At 64.1% G+C, this 25,616-nt stretch carries 18 protein-coding genes; 13 read left to right on the top strand and 5 right to left on the bottom strand.

The features are described 5' to 3' along the window. Positions 1 to 7: 7 nt before the first annotated feature. From urtE to urtA, 5 genes are all read right to left on the bottom strand, one after another. Positions 8 to 712: an urea ABC transporter ATP-binding subunit UrtE gene (gene urtE / locus N5A92_RS21605; protein ID WP_260906212.1), complete on the bottom strand. Its 705-nt coding sequence runs from the start codon at positions 710 to 712 to the stop codon at positions 8 to 10. A gap of 2 nt (positions 713 to 714) precedes the next feature. After that, positions 715 to 1,464 carry an urea ABC transporter ATP-binding protein UrtD gene (gene urtD / locus N5A92_RS21610; RefSeq protein WP_260906213.1) on the bottom strand — a complete coding sequence of 250 codons (750 nt, stop codon included), beginning with the start codon at positions 1,462 to 1,464 and terminating at the stop codon, positions 715 to 717. A 10-nt stretch (positions 1,465 to 1,474) separates the two neighbouring features. Further along, on the bottom strand, positions 1,475 to 2,635 hold the full coding sequence (urtC, locus tag N5A92_RS21615) for an urea ABC transporter permease subunit UrtC (protein WP_260906214.1): 1,161 nt from the start codon (positions 2,633 to 2,635) through the stop codon (positions 1,475 to 1,477). Continuing rightward, positions 2,632 to 4,248: an urea ABC transporter permease subunit UrtB gene (gene urtB / locus N5A92_RS21620; protein ID WP_260906215.1), complete on the bottom strand. Its 1,617-nt coding sequence runs from the start codon at positions 4,246 to 4,248 to the stop codon at positions 2,632 to 2,634. The genes urtC and urtB overlap by 4 nt, the downstream gene beginning before the upstream one ends. 140 nt (positions 4,249 to 4,388) lie before the next feature. Next, positions 4,389 to 5,684, bottom strand: a complete 1,296-nt coding sequence (gene urtA / locus N5A92_RS21625) for an urea ABC transporter substrate-binding protein (RefSeq protein WP_260906217.1) — start codon at positions 5,682 to 5,684, stop codon at positions 4,389 to 4,391. Between the two features lie 360 nt (positions 5,685 to 6,044). On the opposite strand from urtA, the gene N5A92_RS21630 reads away from it, so the two are divergent. From N5A92_RS21630 to N5A92_RS21690, 13 genes are all read left to right on the top strand, one after another. Next, complete coding sequence (locus tag N5A92_RS21630; RefSeq protein ID WP_260906219.1) at positions 6,045 to 9,407, top strand: hybrid sensor histidine kinase/response regulator; 3,363 nt, start codon at positions 6,045 to 6,047, stop codon at positions 9,405 to 9,407. Beyond that, positions 9,400 to 10,314, top strand: a complete 915-nt coding sequence (locus tag N5A92_RS21635) for a response regulator transcription factor (protein ID WP_260906221.1) — start codon at positions 9,400 to 9,402, stop codon at positions 10,312 to 10,314. Before N5A92_RS21630 ends, N5A92_RS21635 begins: the two co-directional genes overlap by 8 nt. Before the next feature lie 143 nt (positions 10,315 to 10,457). Continuing rightward, positions 10,458 to 11,615: a fumarylacetoacetate hydrolase family protein gene (locus N5A92_RS21640; protein ID WP_260906223.1), complete on the top strand. Its 1,158-nt coding sequence runs from the start codon at positions 10,458 to 10,460 to the stop codon at positions 11,613 to 11,615. Between the two features lie 101 nt (positions 11,616 to 11,716). Then, positions 11,717 to 12,727 (top strand): LacI family DNA-binding transcriptional regulator, encoded by a 1,011-nt coding sequence (locus N5A92_RS21645; RefSeq protein ID WP_260906225.1) that lies wholly within the window; start codon positions 11,717 to 11,719, stop codon positions 12,725 to 12,727. 126 nt (positions 12,728 to 12,853) lie between these two features. Beyond that, the gene (locus N5A92_RS21650) at positions 12,854 to 14,686 is read left to right on the top strand and encodes a heparinase II/III-family protein (protein WP_260906227.1); all 1,833 of its coding nucleotides are present in this window, start codon (positions 12,854 to 12,856) and stop codon (positions 14,684 to 14,686) included. Between the two features lie 148 nt (positions 14,687 to 14,834). Then, the gene (locus N5A92_RS21655) at positions 14,835 to 16,772 is read left to right on the top strand and encodes an ABC transporter substrate-binding protein (protein WP_260906228.1); all 1,938 of its coding nucleotides are present in this window, start codon (positions 14,835 to 14,837) and stop codon (positions 16,770 to 16,772) included. 148 nt (positions 16,773 to 16,920) lie between these two features. Further along, complete coding sequence (locus N5A92_RS21660; protein WP_260906230.1) at positions 16,921 to 17,916, top strand: ABC transporter permease; 996 nt, start codon at positions 16,921 to 16,923, stop codon at positions 17,914 to 17,916. Beyond that, positions 17,913 to 19,049, top strand: a complete 1,137-nt coding sequence (locus N5A92_RS21665) for an ABC transporter permease (protein WP_260906232.1) — start codon at positions 17,913 to 17,915, stop codon at positions 19,047 to 19,049. The genes N5A92_RS21660 and N5A92_RS21665 overlap by 4 nt, the downstream gene beginning before the upstream one ends. After that, positions 19,039 to 20,067 carry an ABC transporter ATP-binding protein gene (locus N5A92_RS21670; RefSeq protein ID WP_313958444.1) on the top strand — a complete coding sequence of 343 codons (1,029 nt, stop codon included), beginning with the start codon at positions 19,039 to 19,041 and terminating at the stop codon, positions 20,065 to 20,067. The genes N5A92_RS21665 and N5A92_RS21670 overlap by 11 nt, the downstream gene beginning before the upstream one ends. After that, the gene (locus N5A92_RS21675; protein ID WP_260906236.1) at positions 20,064 to 21,101 is read left to right on the top strand and encodes an ABC transporter ATP-binding protein; all 1,038 of its coding nucleotides are present in this window, start codon (positions 20,064 to 20,066) and stop codon (positions 21,099 to 21,101) included. Before N5A92_RS21670 ends, N5A92_RS21675 begins: the two co-directional genes overlap by 4 nt. After that, a complete protein-coding gene (locus tag N5A92_RS21680) occupies positions 21,098 to 22,957 on the top strand; it encodes a DUF2264 domain-containing protein (RefSeq protein ID WP_260906237.1) in 1,860 nt (619 codons plus the stop codon). Before N5A92_RS21675 ends, N5A92_RS21680 begins: the two co-directional genes overlap by 4 nt. After that, complete coding sequence (locus N5A92_RS21685; RefSeq protein WP_260906239.1) at positions 22,954 to 23,964, top strand: hydroxyacid dehydrogenase; 1,011 nt, start codon at positions 22,954 to 22,956, stop codon at positions 23,962 to 23,964. Before N5A92_RS21680 ends, N5A92_RS21685 begins: the two co-directional genes overlap by 4 nt. After that, positions 23,961 to 25,613: an acyltransferase gene (locus tag N5A92_RS21690; protein ID WP_260906241.1), complete on the top strand. Its 1,653-nt coding sequence runs from the start codon at positions 23,961 to 23,963 to the stop codon at positions 25,611 to 25,613. Before N5A92_RS21685 ends, N5A92_RS21690 begins: the two co-directional genes overlap by 4 nt. The last annotated feature ends 3 nt before the right edge of the window (positions 25,614 to 25,616 follow it).

Consider the following 25,616-nt stretch of genomic DNA (forward strand, 5'->3'; position numbering starts at 1 on the left):
TGCACGGTCACACCATCAAATGCCGCTTGATTTCCGGCTTATCGAGATCGGAGGCGGGGCCCGAATGGAGGATTTCCCCCCGATCCATGACGTAGATACTGTCGGCCAGTTCGCGGCAGAAGTCGAGATACTGCTCCACCAGCAGAATGGTCATGTCCAGTTCGTCGCGCAGGAATTGCAGCGCCCGGCCGATGTCCTTGATGATCGAGGGCTGGATGCCCTCTGTCGGCTCATCGAGGATCAGCACGCTCGGCCGCGTGACCAGCGCCCTGCCGATGGCGAGCTGCTGCTGCTGGCCGCCGGACAGGTCGCCGCCCCGCCGAGAAAGCATCTCCTTCAGCACCGGAAAGAGGGTGAAGACCGCGTCTGGAATGGAGCGCTCGCTTGGTTTCAAAGGCGCAAAGCCTGTCTGCAGGTTCTCCCGCACCGTCAGAAGCGGAAAGATCTCGCGGCCCTGCGGCACGTAGCCGAGGCCGAGGCGGGCGCGCCTGTAGGGCGGGGACTTGTCGAGGGCCGCTCCGTCCAGGCGGATGTTGCCCCCCGAGATCGGGTGGACACCGGCGATGGCTCTGAGCAGCGAGGATTTTCCCACGCCGTTGCGGCCGAGGACGGCGGTGATGGCGGCGGGTTTGGCTTCGACACTCACCGATTTCAATGCCCGTGCGGCGCCGTAGTAAAGGTCGATGCCTTCGACGGCTAGTGCCGTTGCCATCCTCACCTCCCCAGATAGCTTTCGATGACGCGCGGGTCCGCACTCACATGGTCGAGGCTGCCCTGGGCCAGTACGGAACCTTCGGCCAGCACGGTGACGCGCGCGGCAAGGTCGCGGATGAAGCTCATATCGTGCTCCACCACGATGACGGAGCGAGACGCGGCAATCTCCTTCAGAAGCCTTGCCGTCTCCACCGTCTCGGCGTCGGTCATGCCCGCCACCGGCTCATCGACGAGCAGGAGCTTGGGGTCCTGGGCGAGCAGCATGCCGATTTCCAGCCACTGCTTCTGTCCATGGCTGAGATTCGCGGCGAGTTCGTCGCGACGCACTGTCAGGCGGATGGTGGCGAGAATTTCTTCGAGGCGCTCCTCGTCTTCCTTCGAGGAGTTGTAGAACCAGGCGGAGAAGACGCCGCGCGGTTTCTTGAGCGCCAGTTCCAGATTGTCCCACACTGTGTGGCTTTCGAAGACGGTGGGTTTCTGGAATTTCCGGCCGATCCCCAGTTCGGCGATGGCCGCCTCGTCGAGCCGGGTCAGGTCTATGTCGCCGGTGAAGAAGACTTCGCCTTCATCGGGCCGCGTCTTGCCGGTGACGATGTCCATCATGGTCGTCTTGCCGGCCCCGTTGGGGCCGATGATGGCCTGGAGTTCGCCATGCTGGACGATCAGCGACAGGTTGTTGATAGCCTTGAAGCCGTCGAAGGAGACGGACACGCCGTCGAGATAGAGGAGAGGGGGATGGTTCTGATCCATGGGCCGATTCCTATTCCGCCGGCGAGGGTTCGGGCGCGATGTCGCTGCCGCCCTCCGCCCTTGCTGAAGTGCGCCGCGCCTTCAGCGCCGTCCACCCCTGGGTTAGTGCGCCGACGATTCCCTTGGGCAGGAACAACGTGACGGCGACGAAGAGGCCGCCCAGCGCAAACAGCCAGAACTCGGGCCAAACGCCGGTGAACCAGGATTTGCCGGCGTTCACCAGCACTGCGCCGACGATGGGCCCGACGAGCGTTCCGCGTCCGCCGACGGCGGTCCAGATGACGATTTCGATGGAGTTGGCGGGCGCGAATTCGCCGGGGTTGATGATGCCGACCTGCGGCACGTAGAGCGCGCCCGCGATGCCGGCCATGACGGCCGAGGCGGTGAAGGCGAAGAGCTTGTAGTTGTCGACGCGGTAGCCGAGGAAGCGGGTGCGGCTTTCGGCGTCGCGCACAGCGACGAGTACTTTGCCGAGTTTCGAGTTCACGATGGCGGAGCAGACGATGAAGGCGAGCGCCAGGGCAATCGCCGAGGCGGCGAAGAGGGCGGCCCGCGTCGTGTCTGCCTGGAGGGGTGCGCCGAGGATGTCCTTGAAGTCGGTGAGGCCATTGTTGCCGCCGAAGCCCATATCGTTGCGGAAGAAGGCCAGGAGAAGCGCGTAGGTCATCGCCTGGGTGATGATGGAGAGGTAGACGCCGGTAACGCGCGAGCGGAAGGCGAACCAGCCGAAGACGAAGGCAAGCAGCCCCGGCACGAGCACGACCATAATGGCGGCGAACCAGAACATGTCGAAGCCGTGCCAGAACCAAGGTAGTTCTTGGTAGTTCAGGAACACCATGAAATCTGGCAGGATCGGATTTGCATAGACGCCGCGGTCGCCGATCTGGCGCATCAGGTACATGCCCATGGCGTAGCCGCCGAGCGCGAAGAAGGCGCCGTGGCCGAGCGAGAGGATGCCGCAATAGCCCCATACGAGATCGAGCGCGAGGGCAAGCATCGCATAGGTGAGATACTTGCCGAACAGCGGCACGAAATGGTTGGCCACGCGCAGCGGGTGGCCGACGGGCAGATAGAGGTTGGAGGCCGGTACGGCGACGGCGATGATAAGCAGGATCGCCACCACCCATATGGCCTTGCCGTCGAAGGCGCGCAGGAGCGTTTTCGTGATCATGCGTCCACTGCCCGGCCCTTGAGCGCGAACAGTCCGCGCGGGCGCCGCTGGATGAAGAGAATGATGAAGACGAGGATGAAGATCTTGGCGAGCACGGCGCCGGCATAAGGCTCCAGGAACTTGTTGGCGACACCAAGCGTCAATGCCCCCACCAGCGTACCCCACAGGTTTCCCACACCGCCGAAGACGACGACCATGAAGGAGTCGATGATGTAGCTCTGGCCGAGGTTGGGCGAGACGTTGTCGATCTGCGAAAGCGCGACGCCCGCCATGCCGGCGATACCGGAGCCAAGGCCGAAGGTCATGGCATCGACCCAGGGAGTGCGAATGCCCATGGAGGAGGCCATGCGGCGGTTCTGGGTCACGGCGCGCATCTGCAGGCCGAGCGGCGTGCGGTTGAGCACAGCGAGGAGGACGGCGAAGACGGCGAGCGCGAAGACGACGATCCACAGCCGGTTCCAGGTGATCGACAGGCCAGCGAGATCGAAGGCGCCGGACATCCAGGAGGGATTGCCTACCTCACGGTTGTTGGGGCCGAAAATGGTGCGCACGGTCTGCTGGAGGATGAGGCTCAGGCCCCAGGTGGCGAGCAGTGTTTCGAGTGGGCGTCCATAGAGCCAACGGATGATGCCGCGCTCGATGGCAATGCCGACGAGGGCGGTGACCAGGAAGGCGAGGGGAAGCGCGATGGCGAGCGAATAGTCGAAGAGGCCGGGGAAGGAGGTGCGGATCACCTGCTGCACGGCGAAGGTGGTATAGGCACCCAGCATGACGATCTCGCCATGGGCCATGTTGATGACGCCCATCGCGCCGAAGGTGATGGCCAGGCCGATCGCCGCCAGAAGGAGCACGGAGCCGAGCGACAGCCCGTACCAGACGTTTTGCAGTGCGTCGCGCAGGGCCAGCTTGCGTTCGATACCAGCGATGCCGCGCTCGATGACCGGCTGAAGCTCAGGCGCGGCGGAGGGGAGGGCGCCAGTCAGCATAGCCAGCGCCTCGCGGTCTCCGCGCGCGGCGAGGAGGTTGATGGCGGCCGCCTTCTCCTCGAGGCCGGCATCGGTCTTGATGATGATCGCGGCGCGCGCCGTCTCCATCATCTTCTTCACCTGCGGGTCTGTCTCGGCGGCGAGTGCCGTGTCCAGCAGTTCCAGGGAATCGGGATCGGCGTTTCTCAAGAGGCTGCTCGCAGCCCTGAGGCGCACTGGCGGGCTGGGGCTCATCAACGTCAGTTGCCCGATGGCGCTGCGGACGGCGCGGCGCAACCGATTGTTGACGCGGATTTTTTCCAGAGCAGAGGAAGGGGCAGTACCCAGTTCCTCACCGGTGAGCGCGTCAGTCAGCGCATAGTCGCGACCGGAGCGCTTGCCCACCACCACGCGGCCGTCTTCCTCATGCACGTAAAGGTCGCCTTCGCCGAGCGCATTGAGCAGCCCCGCCACGCGATCGTCACCGGTGGCTGCAAGGTCGAAAATCACCTTCTCGCGATCGGAATAGCTGCCATCGGGCAGGGCGTTCACGAGAGCTTCAACGTCCTGCGCCAAGGCGCCGGGCAGGGCGGCGAGCAACAGGGCCAGCGCGAGGAGAAGCTTCGGGAAGAGGCGGGTCGGGTACATGGCTTTTGTTCTGCTTTTGCGGAAAGACCATCGCTTTGTCGCGCGCCCTTCTGGCCTGCCGATACCTCTCCCGGAAGGGAAGTGGCCGGTAGGCCAAAGAGGGTGTGAAGGGCGCGGCCTTGGCCACGCCCTTCAAGCAGTCAGCTCGCCCCACCGCAGCTCTTCGTCTCGGTGTTGTAGTTCCCGCAGTTGATCGGAGCGGTCCAGTCGGCCTCGATCATCTTCGATTCTGGCAGGAAGTCGGACCAGGCGTCGCCCGGCACCACCTCTTCCGTCTCCCACACCACCTCGAACTGGCCGTCGTCCTGGATCTCGCCGATCAGCACGGGCTTTGTGATGTGGTGGTTGGGGAGCATCTTGGCTGTGCCGCCGGTCAGGTTTGGGGTCTCGAGCCCGATGATGGCGTCGAGCACAGCGTCGGTATCGGTCGTGCCGGCCTTCTCGACCGCCTGGACCCAGAGGTTGAAGCCGACCACATGGGCTTCCATCGGGTCGTTGGTCACGCGGTTTTCGTCGCCGATGAACTCACGCCACTTGGCGATGAACTCTTCGTTCTCGGGCGTCTCGACGGATTGGAAGTAGTTCCAGGCGGCCAGATGCCCGACCAGCGGCTCGGTGTCGATGCCGGCAAGCTCCTCCTCACCCACGGAGAAGGCCACGACGGGAATGTCTTCCGCCGCGATGCCCTGGTTGGCGAGTTCCTTGTAGAAGGGCACGTTGGCGTCGCCGTTGATGGTGGAGACCACTGCCGTCTTCTTGCCCGCAGAGCCGAAGGCCTTGATATCGGAGACGATCGTCTGCCAGTCGGAATGGCTGAAGGGCGTGTAGTTGATCATGATGTCCTCGGCAGCCACACCCTTGTCCATCAGGTACTGCTCGAGGATCTTGTTGGTCGTGCGCGGGTAGACGTAGTCGGTGCCAGCCAGCACCCAGCGCTCCACGCCTTCTTCGTTCATCAGGTAGTCGACGGCGGGGATGGCCTGCTGGTTCGGCGCGGCACCCGTGTAGAAGACGTTGCGCTGGCTCTCCTCGCCTTCGTACTGAACAGGATAGAAGAGGATCGAGTTCAGCTCCTCAAAGACCGGAAGGACGGATTTGCGGCTGACCGACGTCCAGCAGCCGAACACGGCAGCAACCTCGTCGACGGCGATCAGTTCGCGCGCCTTCTCGGCGAAGAGCGGCCAATCGGAGGCCGGGTCGACGACGACCGCCTCGAGCTTCTTGCCGAGAAGCCCCCCCTTCTTGTTCTGCTCGTCGATAAGGAAGAGCATTGTGTCCTTCAGCGTCGTCTCGGAGATCGCCATCGTGCCCGAAAGCGAATGCAGGACGCCGACCTTGATGGCCTCTTCCTGGGCATACGAGATGCCGGCGGAAAGGCTTACGGAGCCGGCGAGAGCCGCTGCGAGAATCGCGCGGCGGGTGAATGTGGTGCTCATCTGTTTGTTCCCCTGAGAGAGATCGGTTGGGCCGAGAGGCTCGAGCCGGAGGGCACTTTGCAGACGCGGGCGCACGCCTCCTATACGTCGAACAACGTAGGTGAGGCGGCAGGAAGAGAGGCTTCGGGTGTGAAAGGCTGGATTTCCGGGGTATTTCGGCTGGAAAAGGAGGCGCACAATTTTTTGGCATATTGCAGAATTGATGAAAAAGTAGTCATCTACCGGGCTGGCGACCGGTCGTCTTCGTGATCAGCTTTGCAGTTTGTGCTTCCTGGCTGTGGACCGTCCGGCCCCGGGGGGAAAATGTCGCAAGAGCGGCGGCGGTGTGATGCCGGCCACAGGGGGACACGAAAAAGAGCGATGGCGCGGCAGCGGATTCTTCCCATCAGGCGCGAGTATAACCGCTGGGTGGCGAACCAGACGCTGGAGGATTATGCGCTGCGCTTCACGGCAAAGAGCGCGCGGCGCTTCTCCAGCCAACGCATCTCACAGACCGCAATCGGCGCCATCTCTTTCCTGGCGCTGGAGGCGATCGGCGGGGCAATCACGCTGTCCTACGGCACGGCGAATGCGGTTGCCGCCATCGTCATCGCCTCGATCGCCATTCTGGCGGTCGGCGTGCCGATTTCGCGCTATGCTACGCGGCATGGGCTCGACATCGACCTGCTGACGCGGGGAGCCGGCTTCGGCTATATCGGTTCCACCGTCACCTCGCTCGTCTATGCAAGCTTCACTTTCATCTTGTTTGCTATCGAAGCCTCGATCATGACAGGCGCGCTCAGGCTCGCCTTCGGCATTCCGCCGTGGATCGGCTACATCATCAGCGCCGTGGTGGTGATCCCGCTGGTCACCCACGGGGTGAAGCTGATCAGCCGCTTTCAGCTTATCACCCAGCCCGTCTGGATCGTTCTCAACATCCTGCCCTTCCTCTTCATTGCCTGGCTCGACTGGGAGAAGTTCGACCTGTGGCGCGCCTTCCCCGGCATTCATGCGCCGGCCGGCAGCGTTTCAGCGCTGGAGGTGGCGAAGTTCGGGGCGGCCTCGGCCGTCATCCTGGCGCTGATGACGCAGATCGGTGAGCAGGTCGACTTCCTGCGCTTCCTGCCGGCCGACGGCGAGAAACGGAAGCGCTATCGGCTCGGCGTCTTCCTCGCGGGTCCCGGCTGGGTGGTGGTCGGCGCGCCGAAGCTGCTCGCTGGTTCCTTCCTCGCCGTCCTGGTGCTGTCGAGCGGTGTGGCTCCGGAACATGCCTCCGAGCCGGCGGAGATGTATGCGATAGCCTTTGGCTACATGATCCCCAACGAGACCCTGGCGCTGGTGCTGATGGCTATTTTCGTGGTGGTCAGCCAGCTCAAGATCAACGTTATGAACGCCTATGCCGGGTCACTTGCCTGGTCGAACTTCTTCTCGCGTCTCACGCACAGCCATCCCGGCCGCGTGGTCTGGCTGGTCTTCAACGTTGCCATTGCCCTTCTCCTGATGGAGCTCGGCATTTACCGGCTGCTCGAAGCCACGCTCGCCATCTTCTCGATCGTTGCCATGGCATGGCTGTGCACCGTCTCGGCCGATCTCTTCGTCAACAAGCCGCTGGGGCTTGCGCCACCGGGCATCGAGTTCAAGCGGGCACATCTCTACGATATCAACCCCGTTGGCCTCGGCTCTATGTCGCTTTCGGGGGCGCTGGCGCTTGTCGCCCATTTCGGCGCCTTCGGGGAGATGGCGGCGGCGCTTGCACCCTACATCGCCCTGGTTACGGCTTTCATCGCAGCCCCGGCCATCGCCTATGCTACCGGCGGCAAATACTATCTGGCGCGCAAGCCGCGCAGGGCCTGGGCCGGCAAGGGAGAGATTAGATGCTCCATCTGCGAGCATCCTTTCGAGCCGGAGGACATGGCTTGGTGTCCTGCCTATGCCGCGCCCATCTGTTCGCTCTGCTGCTCGCTCGATGCGCGCTGCCATGATCTGTGCAAGCCTAAAGCCAATGCCAGGGCACAGGCCCTGACGCTAGCGACAAGCCTGCTGCCTGCGCTGGCGGTAGAAAAGTTGCAGACGCGGCTCGGCAAGTTCGGCATGGCGATGGCTTTCGCCGTAACGCTCATCGGCGCCCTCCTGGCGCTGGTCTACTCCTTCGCCACGAAGGTCGCGCCCGATACGGCGGAGGTGGTGGGCGGCACTATCCTCGTCGTCTTCTTCGCCTTCTCGGTGGTGGCCGGCATCGTCGCCTGGTTTCTGGTGCTCGCCCATGACAGCCGCAGGATCGCGGAGAAGGAGAGTGCCCGGCAGAACACGCTGCTCTTGAGGGAGATCTCGGCGCACCGAAAGACCGATGCTGCATTACAGATGGCCAAGGAGAAGGCCGAAGCGGCCAACCGGGCCAAGAGCCGCTATGTCGTCGGCCTGTCGCATGAGCTGCGCACGCCGCTCAATGCCGTGCTCGGCTACGCGCAAATCCTTGAACGGGAAACGGAGGCGCCTGCCCCCTGGCGCTCATCGATCAGAGTGATCCGCCGCAGTGCCGAACATCTGTCGGGCCTGATCGACGGCCTGCTCGATATCTCCAAGATCGAGACGGGGCGGCTGCAGGTCTATACCAATGAGGTCAACATTTCCGATTTCCTCGACCAGATCGTCGGCATGTTCCGCCTGCAGGCTGAGGCCAAGGGGCTTATCTTCCGGCATGAGCGCGATGCGGGCCTGCCGCAATATGTGCGTACCGATGAGAAGCGGCTGAGGCAGATCCTCGTCAACTTGCTTTCCAACGCCATCAAGTTCACCGACAAGGGCCACGTCGACTTCACGGTCGACTATCGTTCAGAGGTAGCTTCGTTCCGGGTCGCCGACAGCGGTCCCGGCATCGGCGCGAGTGATCTGGAACACGTGTTCGAGGCTTTCGTGCGCGGCCCGGCCGAACGCAACCGCCTGTCGCCTGGGCTGGGTCTCGGCCTCACCATCACAAAGCTGCTCACCGAGACGCTGGGCGGCGAGATCACGGTCGAAAGCGCACCGGGAGAGGGTTCCGTCTTCCAGGTGCGCCTGATGCTCGCCAAGGTTGATCGGCCGGGGGCTTTTGCCGCGCAGGATCTCACCGTCAAGGGCTACAAAGGCGCGCGCCGCACTGTCATGGTGGTGGACGACAATGCCGAGCACCGGGAGATGATGCGGCAGATGCTGCAGCCGCTCGACTTCACGGTGCTCACCGCCGTAGATGGGCCGGACTGCCTGACGATGATCCAAAGCGTGCAGCCGGACCTGCTCTTCGTCGACATTCTCATGCCCGGCATGACGGGCTGGGAGTTGGTCGAGCGCTTGCGCGAGAAGGGCGTTTCAGCCCCGATCGTCATGCTGTCGGCCAATATCGGTGACGGCACTGCCAAGACCAATAGCGATGCCGGCCACAGTGATGCCATGGCAAAGCCGTTCGGCCTGCGCCAGCTTCTGGAAAAGATTGCCACGCACCTGCAGCTCGAATGGATCGAGGAGGGGACGGAGAAGCCGGTGCGTGCCGCCGGGGGCAACGGGCTCCATTCGCCCGGCGCCGATCATGTCAGCGAGCTTCTGAGCCTCGGCAAGATCGGCCATGTGCGCGGGATCGACCGCAAGCTGACGGAGCTGGCGGCCATGCCGGAGAACGCCCTGTTGGTCGAGCGTTTGAGGGCGCATATGGAAGTCTACGACTTTGCCGGCTACACCAAGCTTCTGGAAAGCGTGAGCGAGCATGAGTGAGGTTATCCCAGAAGGGGAGATCGTTTTAGTCGTCGACGATTCGCCCGAGGCCTTGGGCTTCCTCACCCATGCACTGGAGGAGGCGGGCATCACCGTGCTGGTCGCCACCAGCGGCGAGAAGGCCCTGAGCATCGCCGGGAAGGTGACGCCGGACGTTGTGCTGATGGACGCCATGATGCCGGGCCTCGACGGGTTCGAGACCTGCCGCCGGATGAAGGCGCTGCCGGGCGCAGCACATGTGCCGGTGATCTTCATGACGGCGCTGACCGAGACCGAGCACGTGGTGCACGCGCTGGAATCGGGCGGTGTCGACTACCTCACCAAACCCATCAATCTGGAGGAGATGCGGGCGCGCATGCGCGTACATCTGGCCAATGCGCGGCGTGCGCAGAGCGCACGCGTTGCGCTGGACGCCGCGGGAAGGCACCTGATCGCGCTGTCTTCGACGGGGAAGGTGCAGTGGGCAACGCCGCAGGCGGACAGACTTCTCAATGCACCGGAGGCCGGAGCGGGGGTGCTCGTAGCGCTGGGCGAGCGGGCGCGGCAATGGCTCAGCGGGCGCGATCCGGCTGCACTCGCCGGCGAAAGCCTGACGTTGAGGCTTGCCGATTCGAGTGAACTGCAGTTGGTGTGCCTCGGCACGATCGCCCCAGGTGAGCATCTCTTCCGTCTAGTCTCCCAAGGCGGTGCCAAGGAGGAGGAGACGCTGCGCCAGCATTTCGGCCTGACGCTGCGGGAAAGCGAGGTGTTGGTGTGGATCGCCCGCGGCAAAACCAACCGCGACATCGCCGACGTCCTGAAGCTGAGCCCGCGCACGGTGAACAAGCATCTCGAGCAGATCTACGTGAAGCTGGGCGTGGAGAATCGTGCCTCGGCAGCCGTCAAAGCGATGCACGTGCTGACGTAGGCGCTTTCGCTGAATTCGTGCGGCCGGCGTTCCGCTTTCAGGTAGGTGGCTGGGTGAAAGGTCTGCGCTCCTTCCGATTCCATCCGGGTACATCCTGCTCTAAGGTCCCCGCGAAGTGCGATTCCTGTTGAAAGGTGAGGGTGATGGTTATCGAGCGGGACGAGATGGAGCGGGGCCGGTTTGTCGGGCGGGTATGGCGGCCGGATGTACAAGGGCCGGCGCTGGTGGCCCTGCGCAAAGGGCGGCTGGTGGACGTCACCTCGCGCGCAATCCCGACCATGCGCGACCTGATGGAGCATGACGACCCGGCCTCGCTCGTGGACGGCGCCGAGGGCGAGGATCTCGGCTCGCTGGAGGAGATCGCTCAAGGCTCGACCGAGGGAGAAGGCGCGGCCGACCGGCTTCATCTCCTTTCCCCGTGCGATCTGCAGGCCGTGAAGGCGTGCGGCGTCACCTTCGCCCGCTCAATGATCGAGCGCGTCATTGAGGAGAAGGCCGCCGGCGATCCCGCCAAGGCAGTGGCGATCCGCGAGCGGGCGGGCGCCATCATCGGAGAGAGCCTGCGAAGCCTGGTGCCGGGCTCCCCCGAGGCCGAGCGCGTGAAGCAAGCGCTCACGGAGGAGGGCGTGTGGTCGCAATATCTGGAGGTCGGCATCGGCCCGGACGCCGAGGTCTTCACAAAGGGTCAGCCCATGTCGACGGTCGGCTGGGGTGCTGCCGTCGGGCTGCACCCGGCCTCGCAGTGGAACAACCCCGAGCCGGAGGTGGTGCTGGCGGTGGACAGCCGCGGCACGGTGAAAGGTGCCACGCTCGGCAACGACGTCAACCTGCGCGACGTGGAAGGACGTTCGGCCCTGCTCCTCGGCAAGGCGAAGGACAACAACGCTTCCTGCGCGATCGGTCCCTTCATCCGCCTCTTCGACCGCTCTTACGGCATCGACGACGTGCGCGCTGCCGAGCTGGAACTCCGTGTCGAGGGCGAGGATGGCTTCGTGCTCAAGGGACAAAGCTCCATGAAGGAAATCAGCCGCGACCCGCTCGACCTGGTCTCCCAGACCATCGGCCGACACCATCAGTATCCCGACGGCTTCCTCCTGTTCCTGGGAACGCTCTTCGCTCCGGTCGAGGATCGCGATGCGCCGGGCCAGGGGTTTACGCACAAAACTGGCGATGTGGTCACCATCTCGGAGCGGCATCTAGGCCGGCTGGTCAACACGGTGCGCCTGTCCACCGAATGCCCCGAATGGACTTTCGGCACCGCCGTGCTCATGCGCAACCTTGCCGGACGCGGCCTCTTGTGAGGTGCGGAACCGCCTGCACCTCTTCGACCGCATTCCCGCTTTCAAAAAACGCAAAACTTGCGTAAGAGGAGAAAAATCTCCTTTGCACGAGGCGGAGCACCATGAGCATCACACCCCGGCGCCCCAACCAGGCCGACATCGCGGCCCGCCTGGGCGTGTCGGTGAGCACCGTGTCGCGGGCCTTGACGAACGAAGCGGGAGTCAGCGAGACGGTGCGGCGCGACGTGCACAAGGTTGCCCGTGCGCTAGGTTACAAGAGCAAGCACTCCGGCGTCATCAACCTTGACCGGCGGGCGGTCGCGCTGGTGCCACTGGGCGGCGCCATGAGCGGCATGTCGGGATTTTACGTCGGCATCGCAGAGGGCATGCGCGCGGCCGCCGAAGAGGCGGGACTGGCGCTCGACGTGCGGCTGGTGAACGAGGTCCAGGTGCCGCTCCAGCTCATCGAGCGTCACCTCACGCAATCGGAAGCTAATGGCATTCTCCTGGCGGGCATCGATGCCTGGGAAGGGCTGGTCTCCTGGTGCGCCGAGAAGGCCGTTCCCGCCGTGCTGGTCAACGGCACCGATCCCTTGATGCGGCTGAGCTCTGTCGCGCCTGCCAATTTCTACGGCGCCTATCTCGCCACGCAGCGTCTGCTGGACGCCGGTCACCGCCGCATCCTGCACTACACGCACGGGCTGCGCCCGACCATCCTGGAGCGCCGGCGCGGCTTTGAGACGGCGATAGCCGCGGCCGGCGGCGCCGAGGCCGTGGTGGTGAGCACCGCCGAGCGCAGTTCTAATGAGCTGGCTCAGGATATCCTTGCCGACCGCTATGGCGTGACGGCGCTCTTTTCATGGAACGACCTCGCCGCAGTCGAGATCATCGAGGGGCTGCATGGCGGTAGCGGAGTGCTCCCCAAGACCTTCTCCATCGTCGGTTTCGACGACCTGCCGCTAGCCGCCATGACAAGCCCGCGGCTTTCAACCATGCGCATCGACCGCGAGGCCATCGGCCGCGGCGCCATCCGCCTGCTTATCCGGCAGATGGAAGGGGAGACGGCCGTGCAACAGCTGGAGATCGGTGTCACGCCGGTCGAGGGGCAGACGGTGCGGCAGGTGGCGTCGTAGGGGCTGCCTCCAGCCATGTCCGCGTCTCTGGCTGCGCGATTCCACTTGGCGCTTCATCCCGTGCAAAATTTGCGTTCTTGCAAATCCTGTGGCGCCTCATAGTCTCGCTGAATGGAAGGAGACACGATGGTCCCGCTTCGACTTTGGAACGTGCGCCGAATCGATGCTGCCTTGGCGCATGGAGGCATATTTGCGCCGTTCGCACCGGGCGCCGACCGCAAAGGCTGGGCGGCCATCGCCGTGCGGGCGGGAGAGGGCGCGGTAACCCTGCTTCAGGCGCAGGCGAGTGCTGATGCAGCGGCGCTGATCCCCGCGCTGCCGGCCAGCCTTTATCTCGACTTCCAGCGCACCGGCCGGCGCGAGGCCTACGAGGACGCACAGCGCCGCCGCCGGAACATGCTCTACCGGCTCGTTCTCGCCGAATGTCTGGCGTGGCAAGGAACGTTCCTCGACGCGATTTCCGATATCATCTGGGCACGGCTGGAGGAAACCAACTGGGCATGGCCGGCCCACGCTCACACCCTTGATGCGCCTAACCGCCCGACTCTCGATCTTGCTGCCGCCATGACGGCGCTGGATTTGGCCGAGATCGACTACCTCCTCGGCGAGCGGTTGGACGAAAACTTGCGCGCGCACATCCGCGGCGAGGTCGACCGGCGCGCGATCTCGCCTTTCCTTGATCGGCACGACCATTGGTGGCTGCATTCGACGGGGGACAAGCAGGTCAACAACTGGACCGCCGTCTGCGTGGCGGGTGTGGCGGGCGCTGCCTGCTATCTGGAGCCCGACCGGGCGCGGCTGGCGGAAGTCCTCGCTCGCGGCATGGCCTGCCTTGCCGACTATCTCGACACCTTCGACTCGCGCGGCGGCTCCACCGAGGGGCCGGACTACTGGAGCTACGGCTTCGGCAATTTCGTCGTGCTCGCCCAGCTTGTGGATGTCCGGACAGGCGGCGCGCTGCGCTTGCTGGACGATCCCTTCGTGCGCGAGATCGCGCAGTTTCCGCTGCGCACGATCCTCGCGCCGGGCTGTTGGGTGAGTTTTTCGGATTCCGATCTGGAGGCGGGCTTTCATCCCGGCCTGCTGGCCTACCTCGCCGAGCGCCTTGCTCTCCCGGAGTTGACGCAGATTGGTGTTGCCAACGACTTTGCCGTCGACCACTTCAACCAGTTCGCCTGGCCGCTGCGGCAATATCTATGGCCGCTGCCGGAGGAAGCGGTCTCCTTCACCGGTGGTACCCACGACTGGTTCCCCAAAATGGGATGGATGATCTCGCGCCTCGACCCCGCCGATCCGGCTTCGCTCAAGGTCGCCGTCAAGGGCGGCCACAATGCGGAGATGCACAACCAGAACGACGTCGGCTCGCTGATCGTCATGACGCGCGGCCACGCCGTCGTTACCGATCCGGGGCGCGGACGCTATTCGAAGGCGTATTTCGGGGCCGAGCGCTACGAGAACTTGATGACCTCCTCGCACGGACATTCCGTACCGGTGGTCGACGGCCATCTTCAGCGACCGGGTGGCGACTTTGCCGCGCGCGTGGTCGAGCACCAACACGATGCCGCCGGCGACCGTCTGCTCCTTGACATGACTGCCGCCTATCCTGCCGAGGCAGGACTCGCCTCGTTGCACAGGACGCTGGAGATTGATCGGCGCCCGCCGGGCGGGGCAATCACGCTCACGGATGAATTCGCTTTCGCGGACAGGGCCCGGTCATTCGAGAGCGTGCTGGTGACCACGGGCGACGCCGAGTTCGGCGGCGGCACCGTTGTCATGCGTGCGGGGGAGGGGGCTCTGGAGGTGTCATTCGACCCGGAGAGCGTGTCGGTGCGGGTGGAGCGGCATCCCGACGTGGAGAAACAATATGCGCCCTCCGTCGACGTGACGCGGGTCATTTTCGCCCTAACGAACTCCGAAAAGGCGGGGCAGGTTTCCCTTATTATGCGGCCTCTCCGGTGAAAGATTACGTAAGATCAGCTGTTTGCGTATAAACTGCGCAAAAAACGCAAATTACCGGAAAATTGTTGTGCCAACGCAAATTTGTGTTAGCCTTGGGCGTTGTTAAGGAGAGGCCGCCCGTGCGCGGTCGGATGGGAGGAGAAGTTCAATGCTCAAGCGTATCCCGCACCCAAATGCCTGTGTCCGAGCAATCCGCTCACGCAAGATCCTGGCGGCGCTGCTGCCGGGCCTCATGCTTTCCGCTGCCCCGGCTCTCGCCTATGAGCAGGCGCCGATGCTCGACGAACGCGTCGAAAGCGGCGACCTTCCGCCGGTGGACGAGCGCCTGCCGAAGAACCCGCTGGTGGTCGAGCCCTATGAGAGCATCGGCAAATATGGCGGGGTGTGGCGATCCGGCCTGCGCGGCGGCAACGATAACGGCTGGATCGCCCGCACGGTCGGCTATGAGGGCCTGGTGCGCTATGACCGCGAATGGAAAAAGGTCATTCCCAATATCGCCGAGTCGTGGGAAGTCAACGACGACGCCACCGAATATACCTTCGAGCTGCGCGAGGGGCTGAAGTGGTCGGACGGCCATCCTTTCACCTCGGAGGACGTCGCTTTCACGGTGGAGATGTTCAAGAACCCCGAATACCCGGCGAACACCTGGATTGATGCGCAGAGCAACCCCACCAGCGTTGAGGTGATCGACGACACCACGTTCAAGCTCGTCTACGACAAGCCGAACGGCATGCTGATGGACCAGCTCGCCGACATCAACGGCACGATGATCGTCACTATCCCCAAGCACTACTGCAGCCAGTTCAACCCAGACTACAACGCCGACGCCAACGAGATGGCGAAAGAAGAAGGTTTCCAGAACTGGACCTTCCTGATGCAGGACAAGTGTGCCTGGGGCTGGGAGACCGAGCGCTGGACCAACCCGGACCTGCCCACCATAGGCGCCTGGATCGTCAAGGAGCCGCTGTCGGGCGACGCGGCGCGGGTCGTCTGGGAGCGCAATCCTTACTACTTCAAGGTCGATCCGGAGGGCAACCAGCTTCCCTATATCGACCGTCTCAACATGCGGGTGTCGGAGAGTGCCGAGGAGTTGACGCTGATGGCGCTCAACGGCGAGATCGACTGGCAGGACCGCCACATCAACACGAACGCCAACCAGGCGGTGTTCTACGACGGGCAGGAGAAGGGGGGCTACCACCTGGGCAAGGAGGTACGGGCGACCTCGTCCACTCTCGTGTTCCAGCTCAACTTGAATCATGATGACCCGGCCATGCGCGAGCTGTTCCAGAACAAGGATTTCCGCATTGGCATCTCGCACGCCATTGACCGGCAGGAGATCATCGACGTGGTCTTCATCGGCCAGGGCGAACCCTTCCAGGTAGCGCCGCGGCCGCAGTCGCAGTTCTATGACGAGAAACTGGCCAAGCAGTACACCGAGTTCGACCCTGAACGCGCGGTCGAGCACCTGGAGGCGGCCGGCCTCACGGAGACGAATGCGGACGGCGTCCGCCTGATGGAAGACGGGCGCCCCGTGCGCATCGTGGTCGACGTCATCGCTGCTCTTCGGCCGGAATGGGTCGACATGCTTGAGCTGATCCAGCTTCAGCTTGCCCAGGTCGGCATCGAGATCGAGATCAACAACATCGACCGCACGCTCTTCTACGACAAGCGTCCGGGCAACGATTACGACGCCCAGGTCTGGTCCGGCGACGGCGGTCTCGATGTCATGCAGGAGCCGCGCTACTACTTCCCCGCAAACGAGGAATCCGTCTGGGCCTACAAGTGGCAGGCCTGGTACACCGGCGCCAACCCGGACATCGCCGAAGAGCCCGCCGACTGGGCAAAGAAGCAGATGGCGCTCTATGACGAGTTGAAGAGCGAGGGTGACCCGGACCGCCGCGCCGAGCTGATGAAGGAAATTCTCACCATCACCAAGGAGAACTTCCCGGTGATCGGGGTCAGCTTGATGCCGGATGGCTATTACATCGCTCAGAACAACCTGAAGAATGTTGCGCCGACTATGATCGATGCCTGGCTGTTCCCGCAGCCCGGCGCCTACGATCCGGCGCAGTGGTACTTCGAGTAGGTCACACTGAGCCCGAACTGGCTCTGCACTTCTTCTCCAGGTGCAGGGCCGCCGGCCAAGAGCCGGCTCGTGAGCGGCGGCGGAGGTCTTCCTCCTCCTGCGGCCCCCGCCGCCCTCGATATTGCTGCTAAGCCCGGAACCCGTCGCCATGCTCCGCTTCCTCACCACACGGCTGATCTCGATGGTGCTCACCATCTGGGCCGTCTCGTTCGTGGCCTTCGCCATCATCCAGTTGCCCCCGGGCGACTATCTGACGGCCTACATGGCCAGGATCGCTGCCGAGGGAGAGCGCGTCACGGCGGCAGAGATGGAGGCGATGCGGCAGCAATACGGCCTCGGTGATCCCTTCCTCATCCAGTATTGGAAATGGATCTCCGGCATCTTCGGGAGCGGCGACTTCGGTCAGAGCTTTGAGTGGAAGCGGCCGGTGACTTCGCTGATCTGGGGCCGGCTTGGCAATTCGATCCTGCTTGAAGGCCTCGCCGTTCTCGTCATGTGGCTGGTGGCGCTGCCCATCGGCGTTTATGCGGCGGTGCGCAAGTACTCGCTGGGGGATTATCTCGCTACCGTCTTCGGCTTCCTGGGCCTTGCCGTACCCAATTTCCTCTTCGCGCTGGTCTTGATGTACCTCTCCTATGTCTGGTTCGGCACTACGTTAGGGGGGCTGTTCTCGCAGGAGTTCGAGCGGGCGCATTGGAGCCTGCCGCGCATTTGGGACTTCTTCTCCCACGCCTGGGCGCCCATCATCGTGCTGGCCACCGCCGGCACGGCGCAACTCATCCGCATCATGCGAGCCAATCTGCTTGATGAGTTGAAGAAGCCCTACGTCACCACCGCCCGCGCAAAAGGTCTGCCGGAATGGAAGGTAATCGTGAAGTATCCGGTGCGTGTAGCGCTTAACCCGCTGGTCTCCACCATCGGCTGGCTGTTGCCGACGCTCGTTTCCTCTTCCGTCATCGTCTCGGTAGTGATGAGCTTGCCGACGGCCGGGCCTCTTCTGCTCCGTTCGCTCACCAGCCAGGACATGTATCTTGCCGGCGCCATCATCATGCTTCTGGGCGTGCTCACCGTCGTCGGCACTCTGATCTCCGACCTGATCCTGGCATGGATCGATCCGCGCATTCGCCATGGAGGCGGGCGATGACGGCCGAAACGCTCCCCCGCGAACACGTGCTGCCGGAGGCAGTGCCTGTCCGTGAATCCCAGGCGGGGCTGATGTGGCGCCGCTTCCGCCAGCACCGGCTGGCAGTGTGGAGCCTGTGGATCGTCGCCGCTTTCTATTTCGTCGCGCTCTTCGCCGAGTTTCTGGCGCCTTTCGAGCCGTCCGCCTATAACCCGCGCTACACATACGCCGCGCCGCAGGGGCTCCACTTCTCCTACACGGACGAGGAGGGGAGCTGGCGTTTCGGGCCTTATGTCTACGGCTATAAGGTCGAGATCGATCAGGCCGCCATGCGGCGCACCTTTGTCGTGGACAAGGAGGTGAGACATCCCGTCGGCTTCTTCGTCGAAACGAAGCCTTATCACCTCCTCGGCATCATCCCGATGAATGTCAAACTCTTCGGCCCCACGGAGCCGCGTGCGCCGCTCTACATCCTCGGTGCCGACCGCCTCGGCCGTGATCTTTTGAGCCGCCTCATCCACGGCACGCGCATCTCGCTCTCCATCGGCCTTATCGGCGTGGTGCTGAGCCTTTTCTTCGGCGTCATCATCGGTGGCTTTTCCGGCTACTATGGCGGCTGGTTCGACAGCGTCGTCCAGCGTGTCATCGAGTTCATTCGCTCACTCCCCACCATCCCACTGTGGCTGGGGCTTGCGGCCGCGCTGCCGCGTGACTGGTCGTCGCTGCAGATTTACTTCGCCATCACCGTCATCCTTTCGCTCATCGGCTGGACGGAACTAGCGCGCGTCGTGCGCGGGCGCTTCCTGGCGCTGCGCACGGAGGATTTCGTCACCGCCGCAAGGCTTGACGGCGCAAGCGACTGGCGCGTGATCACCCGCCACATGGTGCCGAACTTCATGAGCCACATCATCGCCGCGACCACGCTCGCCATTCCCGGCATGATCCTGGCCGAGACGGCGCTCTCCTTCCTCGGTCTCGGCCTACAGGCGCCCATCGTCAGCTGGGGCACGCTGCTTCAGGAGGCGCAGAACATCCGCACGCTCGCCAGCGCGCCATGGCTGCTTTTGCCCGGCGTTGCCGTGGTGGTCGCAATCCTTGCCCTCAACTTCCTTGGAGACGGACTTCGTGATGCCGCCGACCCCTATGGCCGATAAGCCGCTTCTCAAGATCGAGGACGTCGAGATCGCATTCTCGTCGCCGGACGAGGCGGATATCGTCGCCGTGCGCCAGGTGGACCTGTCGCTTTATCCCGGCAAGACGCTCTGCCTTGTCGGCGAAAGCGGCTGCGGGAAATCGGTCACGGCGCGGGCGGTTCTGCGCCTCAACGACCAGAACTCCCTCATCCGCTGCGGCCGTATCCGCTTTTCCCCGTCGGATGGAGAGACCGTCGACATCGCCGCCCTGAAGCCCGACAGCCTTGCCATGCGGAAGATCAGGGGCAATCAGATCTCCATGATCTTTCAGGAGCCGATGAGCTCGCTGTCGCCGGTCCACACTGTGGGTGACCAGATCGACGAGATGATCATGCTGCACGAGGGGCTGAAGCCGAAAGACGCGCGCGAGCGGACGGTGGCGCTTCTCGACCAGGTGGGGGTGCCGGGGCCGCGCGAGCGCGCCAATTCCTACCCTTTCCAGCTTTCCGGTGGCCTGCGCCAGCGCGCCATGATCGCCATGGCGCTCGCCTGCAAACCGAATCTCCTGATCGCTGACGAGCCCACCACGGCGCTTGATGTCACGACGCAGGCGCAAATCCTCGATCTCCTGAAGGAGCTGCAGGAGGAGTACGGCATGGCCATGCTCTTCATTACCCACGATCTCGGCGTGGTAGCGGAGATCGCTGATGAGGTGGCGGTGATGTATCTGGGCGACGTGGTGGAGCAGGGCAACGTTTTCGACGTCTTCCGCGCTCCGAGCCACCCCTACACCCAAGCGCTGATGCGCTCGATCCCGACCATCGCCCGCAAAAAGGAGCGGCAGCGCCTTTCACCCATCAAGGGCACCGTGCCTTCGGCGAAGGATCGGCCCGAGGGCTGCGCCTTCACCAGCCGCTGCCCCTATGCTTTCGAGCCCTGCGCCGGCATGATGCCCGGCCGTACGTCCGTCAGCGGGAATCACGTGGCGCGCTGCCACTTGCTCACTGAAAACGCCCGGAAGGCAGAGGTGCCGGCATGACAGCGCTTCTCTCGGTCGAGAACGTCTCCAAGACCTTCTCCTTCCGCAGCGGCTGGTTCGGCCCGCTCACCACCCTCGATGCGCTGTGTGACGTCACCCTTTCGGTCGCGCCCGGCGAAACGCTGGCGGTCGTCGGCGAAAGCGGCTGCGGCAAGACCACGCTCGGGCGCAGCATTGTGCGGGCGCAGCCGGTGACGGCGGGCAAGGTGACCTACCGACCCCCGGGCCATGACCCGGTGGAACTGACGGCCCTCGACAAGCGGGCGATGAAGCCCTGGCGGCGCGACATCCGCATGATCTTCCAGGACCCGATGAGCTCGCTCAATCCGCATATGCGGGTGTTCGACATCGTCGCCGAGCCGCTGCGCATCCACCGCCTCGCCAGGGGGCAGGAGTTGGAAGAGCGCGTGGCCGGCGTACTCGAAAAGGTCGGTATTCCCCGCGATGCCATGGGCCGCTACCCGCATGCCTTCTCGGGTGGCCAGCGCCAGCGCATCGGCATCGCCCGCGCCCTTGTGCTCGACCCCAAGCTCGTCATCGCCGACGAGGCCGTCTCGGCCCTCGACGTTTCTATCCAGGCGCAGGTCTTGAACCTGCTTGAAGACCTGAAGGACGAGTTCGGCCTCACCTACATCTTCATCAGCCACGACCTCGGCGTCGTGAACTACATCGCCGACCGCGTCGTCGTCATGTATCTCGGCCACGTGGTCGAGAATGCGCCCACCGAAGCGCTGTTCGAGCGCCCGCGCCACCCCTATACCGAAATCCTCCTCGAGGCGCTGCCGATCGCCGATCCGGCCCGCAGGATGCGCCGCGCCAAGACGGTGCGCGGCGAGATTCCCTATCTCGGCAGCCGCCCCACCGGCTGTCCCTTCCATACCCGCTGCCGTTTCGCCGAAGACCGCTGCCGCACCGAAAAGCCGGCATTGCGCAAGGTCGGCGAGACGGAGGTTGCCTGCCATTTTGCCGAAACGCTGGAACTGAAGGGCGCTTACGGGGACGCGCCTGCGACAAGGACTTTTGCCAAAGCATGACCTACGATCCCTCAAGCGCCAATCCGCTCGCCGGCAATCCGCTGCAGACGCGAGCCGATGTCGAGAAGGCGCTGCACGACCTGTTCAATCCTTTGCTGCCGTTCTTTTCCGAAGGCGGTGCGCGGGTGCGCCTCGATGGTGCGGCCGCCCATTTCGATCGCATCGCAGCCGATATTGAAGGTTTCGCTCGCCCGCTGTGGGGGCTAACCCCGCTGGCCGCCGGCGGCGGGCGGTTCGACCATTGGACGCTCTACCGCGAAGGCCTTGCCAACGGCATGGACCCGGAGCATCCGGAATACTGGGGCGAAGTGAGCCGTACCGACCAGCGCATGGTCGAGATGGCGGCGATCGGCTTTACGCTGAAGATGGTACCGCATCTCGTGTGGGAGCCGCTGCCGGAGCGGGCGAAGAAGAATGTTGCCGCTTACCTGAAACACATCCGTCGCTTCGACTACGCCGACAACAACTGGAAATTCTTCCGCATCCTCGTGGATCTCGGGTTGGAAGAGATCGGCGTCGACTTCGATCGCTCACTGACGGACAAATACCTCGAGGAACTCGACGGCTTCTATCTCGGCGACGGCTGGTATCGCGATGGGAACGTGCGGCGCATCGACCACTACATTCCCTTCGCCATGCACTTCTACGGCCTGATCTATGCCAGGCTTGCCAAGAGCGACGAGGAACGCACCGCCCGCTACCGCGAACGGGCCGAACGGTTCGCCCGCGATATCCGTCACTGGTACGACGAGGATGGCGGCGCGCTCGCCTTTGGCCGCAGCCTCACCTACCGCTTCGCCTGCGCCGGCATCTGGGGCGCTTATGCCTTTGCGGACGTGGAGGCGCTGCCGTGGGCCGAGGTCAAGGGCCAGTACATGCGCCATCTGCGCTGGTGGTCGAAACAGCCGATCGCCAACCGCGACGGAGTGCTCTCCGTCGGCTATGGCTATCCGAACCTTCTCATGAGCGAGAGCTACAACTCCGCCGGCTCCCCCTATTGGGCGCTGAAGGCCTTCCTGCCGCTGGCATTGCCCGAGAGCCACCCGTTCTGGCAGGCGGAGGAGGCTCCTGCCGTCACCACGCCGGAGCCGGTGCCGCTCAAGCACCCCGGCATGGTGATGATGCACACGCCCGGTAACGTGGTGGCGCTCTCCTCAGGGCAGCAGAACTATCAGATGCGCTTCGGCGCGGAGAAGTACGCCAAGTTCGCCTATTCCTCCCGCTATGGCTTCTCGGTCGAGGCGGACGAGCGCGCGTATGCCAACGCCGCCTTTGACGGCATGATCGGCTTCTCGGATGACGGTCGGCACTACCGGGTGCGCGAGAGCAATGAAGCGGCGCTGATTGCCGGCGATACCCTCTACGGCAAATGGAAGCCGTGGAGTGACGTGACGGTCGAAACCTGGCTGGTACCGGCCAACCCTTGGCATATCCGTATCCACCGGATCGAAACGCCGCGACCGCTCAACGCCACCGAGGGCGGCTTCGTCATTGCCCGTGCCGATCTCGACGCAGATACCTGCGAGGAGGGTGAGGGCAGGGCGCTCGCCCGCTCCGCCACGGACATCAGCGCCGTTCTCGATCTTTCGTCCGGCGTGAAACGCTCCGGTCGTGCCCATCGCGCGCTCCCCAACACCAACCTTATTTGCGCGAAAACCATCGTCCCCCAGTTGCTGGGCGACATCTCCGCCGGCACCACGGTTCTCGTAACGGCCGCCATGGCTCTGCCGGCGGGCGAGGCAGCCGAAGCCGTCCTTGCCGGTGCACCGCCGCCGCCGGATCTTGCCGCCCTTGAAGACCTTTTCGCCCGCGAGGGCATCGACGTCAGCGCCATCCAGGTGCCGGAGAGATTTTGATGCGGCCGAAACTCGTCTTCGCCATGGCGCCGAGCAGGACGCGGCACGTCTTTGACGAGCGTTTGCTCGCCCGTCTCGGCCAGAGCTGCGATGTTCTCTCCGCTACGCCGCTGGAGGAGTTTTCCAGTAATGTCGCGCGCGATCTCCTGCAGCAGACGGAAATCCTGGTGACCGGCTGGGGCTGTCCCTTCATTACGCCCGAGGTGCTGGCGGCGATGCCCAATCTCCGCCTCGTCGCCCATGCCGCCGGCACCGTCAAATACACACTCGACCCCGCCATTTTTGAGGCTGGCATTGCCGTCACCCATGCGGCGGAAGCCAATGCGGTGCCGGTCGCCGAATTCACGCTCGCCGCCATCATCTTCGCCAACAAGCGCATCTTCGACCTGCGCGACCTCTATCGCTCCGACCCCTCCCGCCGCTCCGTCTGGGCGCTGATGGACAAGCCTATCGGCAACTATCGCCGCACGGTTGGCCTCGTCGGCGCCTCGCGCATCGGCCGCAAGGTGGCTGCTCTCCTCGAGATGCTGGAGGTCGAGGTGCTGTTGGCCGATCCCTATGTCGATGGCACCGATCCTATCGCCCGTATCACCGAGATCACTGATCTCGACGACCTTTTGATCCGCGCCGACATTGTCTCCCTCCACGCCCCTTCGCTCGCCTCCACCCGGCAGATGATCGGCGCGCGCGAACTGAAGCTGATGCGGGACGGCGCCACCTTCATCAATACCGCGCGCGGGGCGCTGGTCGACGAGGCTGCCCTTCTTGCGGAACTTCAAACGGGTCGCATCCAGGCGGTGATCGATGTCACGGATCCGGAGATTCCACCGCGCGGCTCTCCCTTTTACACGCTCCCCAACGTCTTCCTTACCCCGCATGTGGCCGGAGCAGCCGGGCTCGAGCGCCTGAGGCTCGGCCAGATGGCCGTTGAGGAGATCGAGCGCTTCGCCGCCGGAGAGCCGCTTCTTTACGCCATAGAACCGCACATCCTGGAGCGGCTGGCATGAGCGAGGCCAGGCGCACTCTCAGCGAGGCGCCGGAGGAACATGAGGTGCGCCTACAGTTCCTTACCTGGGAGCGCACGCCGGCCGATATCGACAGCCCCCCGCATCGTGCACGTAGAGAAAAGCTCGCCCGCGACGCCGGCGCCAGCATGGCCGACACGGCTTATGTGGCGGCCGAGGCACGTATCTTCACCGACCGCCTCGTCATGGGCGAGCGTTCCTGGATCGCCGGCCATGCGCTGGTGCGTGGCGACGTCGAATTCGGTGCCCACTGTACGGTCAATCCCTATGCCTGCATCTCCGGCAAGGTCGTCTGCGGCGATGGCGTGCGCATCGCCTCTCTGGTCTCCATCGTCGGCTTCAATCACGGCTTCGAAGATCCCGACCGCCCGATCCACACGCAACCGCATGAAGCCCGCGGCATCACCATCGAGGACGATGTCTGGATTGGCGCCAACGCCGTTGTCGTCGACGGCGTCACGATCGGTCGCGGCGCGGTGATCGCCGCCGGTGCGGTGGTGACAAAGGATGTGCCGGAAATGACCATCGTCGCCGGCGTTCCGGCAAAGATCGTGCGCCGGCGCGGCGAGCCCACATCCCGCCCCCGCCGCAGTGCGGCGGAGACAGCGATTGAGAAGATCGGACGTACCGCTGCTGCCGAATGGCCGGCGGTACTGGCGAAATACCGCACCGCCGAAGGTTATCTCTCGCCGGAGGCGGACGGCACCGCACGCATGAACACCCGGCACTTGTGCGACGCGATCGAGATCGCGGCTGGCTTCGATGCGCAACCGGAGCATCTCGATATTCGCAAAGCCATCGTGCATCTCCAGTCCATCCAGGATTCCGCCACCGGCCTCTTCCCGGATCCCTACCGCCTACCGGAGCAGGGTAAGGCCCTGCACGAGGATGGGCTTGCGCTCTACAATGTGCTGGCTGTCGGCTACGCGCTCGAAGTGTTGGGCGCTAGGCCGCTGCACCCGATCTCCGCAGTCGAGATCGATGCTCCCGCGCTGTGCGCCTGGCTCGAAAGCCTGCCCTGGAAGACGCACGCCTGGTCCGCCGGTGCGCATGTGGATGCCATAGCCACCGCGCTTTATTTCAATGCACGCTACTTCACCACCGGCCGCGCCCGCGAGGTGCTGTTCGGCTGGTTGGCGATGAATGTCGACCGCGCCACCGGCCTGTGGGGCAGTCCTACTACTGGAGAGGGTCTACTGCAGCCAGTCAACGGCTTCTACCGTCTCACGCGCGGTGCCTATGCCCAGTTCGGCCTGCCGGTGCCACGGCCCGAGGCCGCCATAGAATCTGTCCTTGCGAACTACCGCAATCACGGCGGGTTCTCCGGCGTCACCTACACTGCGTGCAACCTGCTCGACACCATCCACCCGCTCTGGCTCTGTCTCAAGCAGACGGATCACCGCCGTGGAGAAGCAGAGGCGATCGCCGAGGCCATCATCCTGCGCGCACCGGAGCGCTGGCGGCCGGGCGAGGGCTTCCCCTTCGCAGACAGCCAGCCGGGCAGCCTGCAAGGCACTGAGATGTGGCTGTCGGTGCTGCATCTTGCCGCCGATCTCCTGGGCCTCACGGAGGCCTTCCCCTTTGTGCCCAAAGGCGTGCACCGTACGCGCCCTGTCGGCCTCGGATTATAGGAG

Source organism: Chelativorans salis (genome assembly GCF_025336525.1).
GTDB lineage: Bacteria > Pseudomonadota > Alphaproteobacteria > Rhizobiales > Rhizobiaceae > Chelativorans > Chelativorans salis.

What these genes read in the sequence shown, in the direction of transcription:
- urtE (WP_260906212.1), bottom strand. Translation starts at nt 712, where the DNA reads ATGGCAACGGCACTAGCCGTCGAAGGCATCGACCTTTACTACGGCGCC.
- urtD (WP_260906213.1), bottom strand. Translation starts at nt 1,464, where the DNA reads ATGGATCAGAACCATCCCCCTCTCCTCTATCTCGACGGCGTGTCCGTC.
- urtC (WP_260906214.1), bottom strand. Translation starts at nt 2,635, where the DNA reads ATGATCACGAAAACGCTCCTGCGCGCCTTCGACGGCAAGGCCATATGG.
- urtB (WP_260906215.1), bottom strand. Translation starts at nt 4,248, where the DNA reads ATGTACCCGACCCGCCTCTTCCCGAAGCTTCTCCTCGCGCTGGCCCTG.
- urtA (WP_260906217.1), bottom strand. Translation starts at nt 5,684, where the DNA reads ATGAGCACCACATTCACCCGCCGCGCGATTCTCGCAGCGGCTCTCGCC.
- N5A92_RS21630 (WP_260906219.1), top strand. Translation starts at nt 6,045, where the DNA reads ATGGCGCGGCAGCGGATTCTTCCCATCAGGCGCGAGTATAACCGCTGG.
- N5A92_RS21635 (WP_260906221.1), top strand. Translation starts at nt 9,400, where the DNA reads ATGAGTGAGGTTATCCCAGAAGGGGAGATCGTTTTAGTCGTCGACGAT.
- N5A92_RS21640 (WP_260906223.1), top strand. Translation starts at nt 10,458, where the DNA reads ATGGTTATCGAGCGGGACGAGATGGAGCGGGGCCGGTTTGTCGGGCGG.
- N5A92_RS21645 (WP_260906225.1), top strand. Translation starts at nt 11,717, where the DNA reads ATGAGCATCACACCCCGGCGCCCCAACCAGGCCGACATCGCGGCCCGC.
- N5A92_RS21650 (WP_260906227.1), top strand. Translation starts at nt 12,854, where the DNA reads ATGGTCCCGCTTCGACTTTGGAACGTGCGCCGAATCGATGCTGCCTTG.
- N5A92_RS21655 (WP_260906228.1), top strand. Translation starts at nt 14,835, where the DNA reads ATGCTCAAGCGTATCCCGCACCCAAATGCCTGTGTCCGAGCAATCCGC.
- N5A92_RS21660 (WP_260906230.1), top strand. Translation starts at nt 16,921, where the DNA reads ATGCTCCGCTTCCTCACCACACGGCTGATCTCGATGGTGCTCACCATC.
- N5A92_RS21665 (WP_260906232.1), top strand. Translation starts at nt 17,913, where the DNA reads ATGACGGCCGAAACGCTCCCCCGCGAACACGTGCTGCCGGAGGCAGTG.
- N5A92_RS21670 (WP_313958444.1), top strand. Translation starts at nt 19,039, where the DNA reads ATGGCCGATAAGCCGCTTCTCAAGATCGAGGACGTCGAGATCGCATTC.
- N5A92_RS21675 (WP_260906236.1), top strand. Translation starts at nt 20,064, where the DNA reads ATGACAGCGCTTCTCTCGGTCGAGAACGTCTCCAAGACCTTCTCCTTC.
- N5A92_RS21680 (WP_260906237.1), top strand. Translation starts at nt 21,098, where the DNA reads ATGACCTACGATCCCTCAAGCGCCAATCCGCTCGCCGGCAATCCGCTG.
- N5A92_RS21690 (WP_260906241.1), top strand. Translation starts at nt 23,961, where the DNA reads ATGAGCGAGGCCAGGCGCACTCTCAGCGAGGCGCCGGAGGAACATGAG.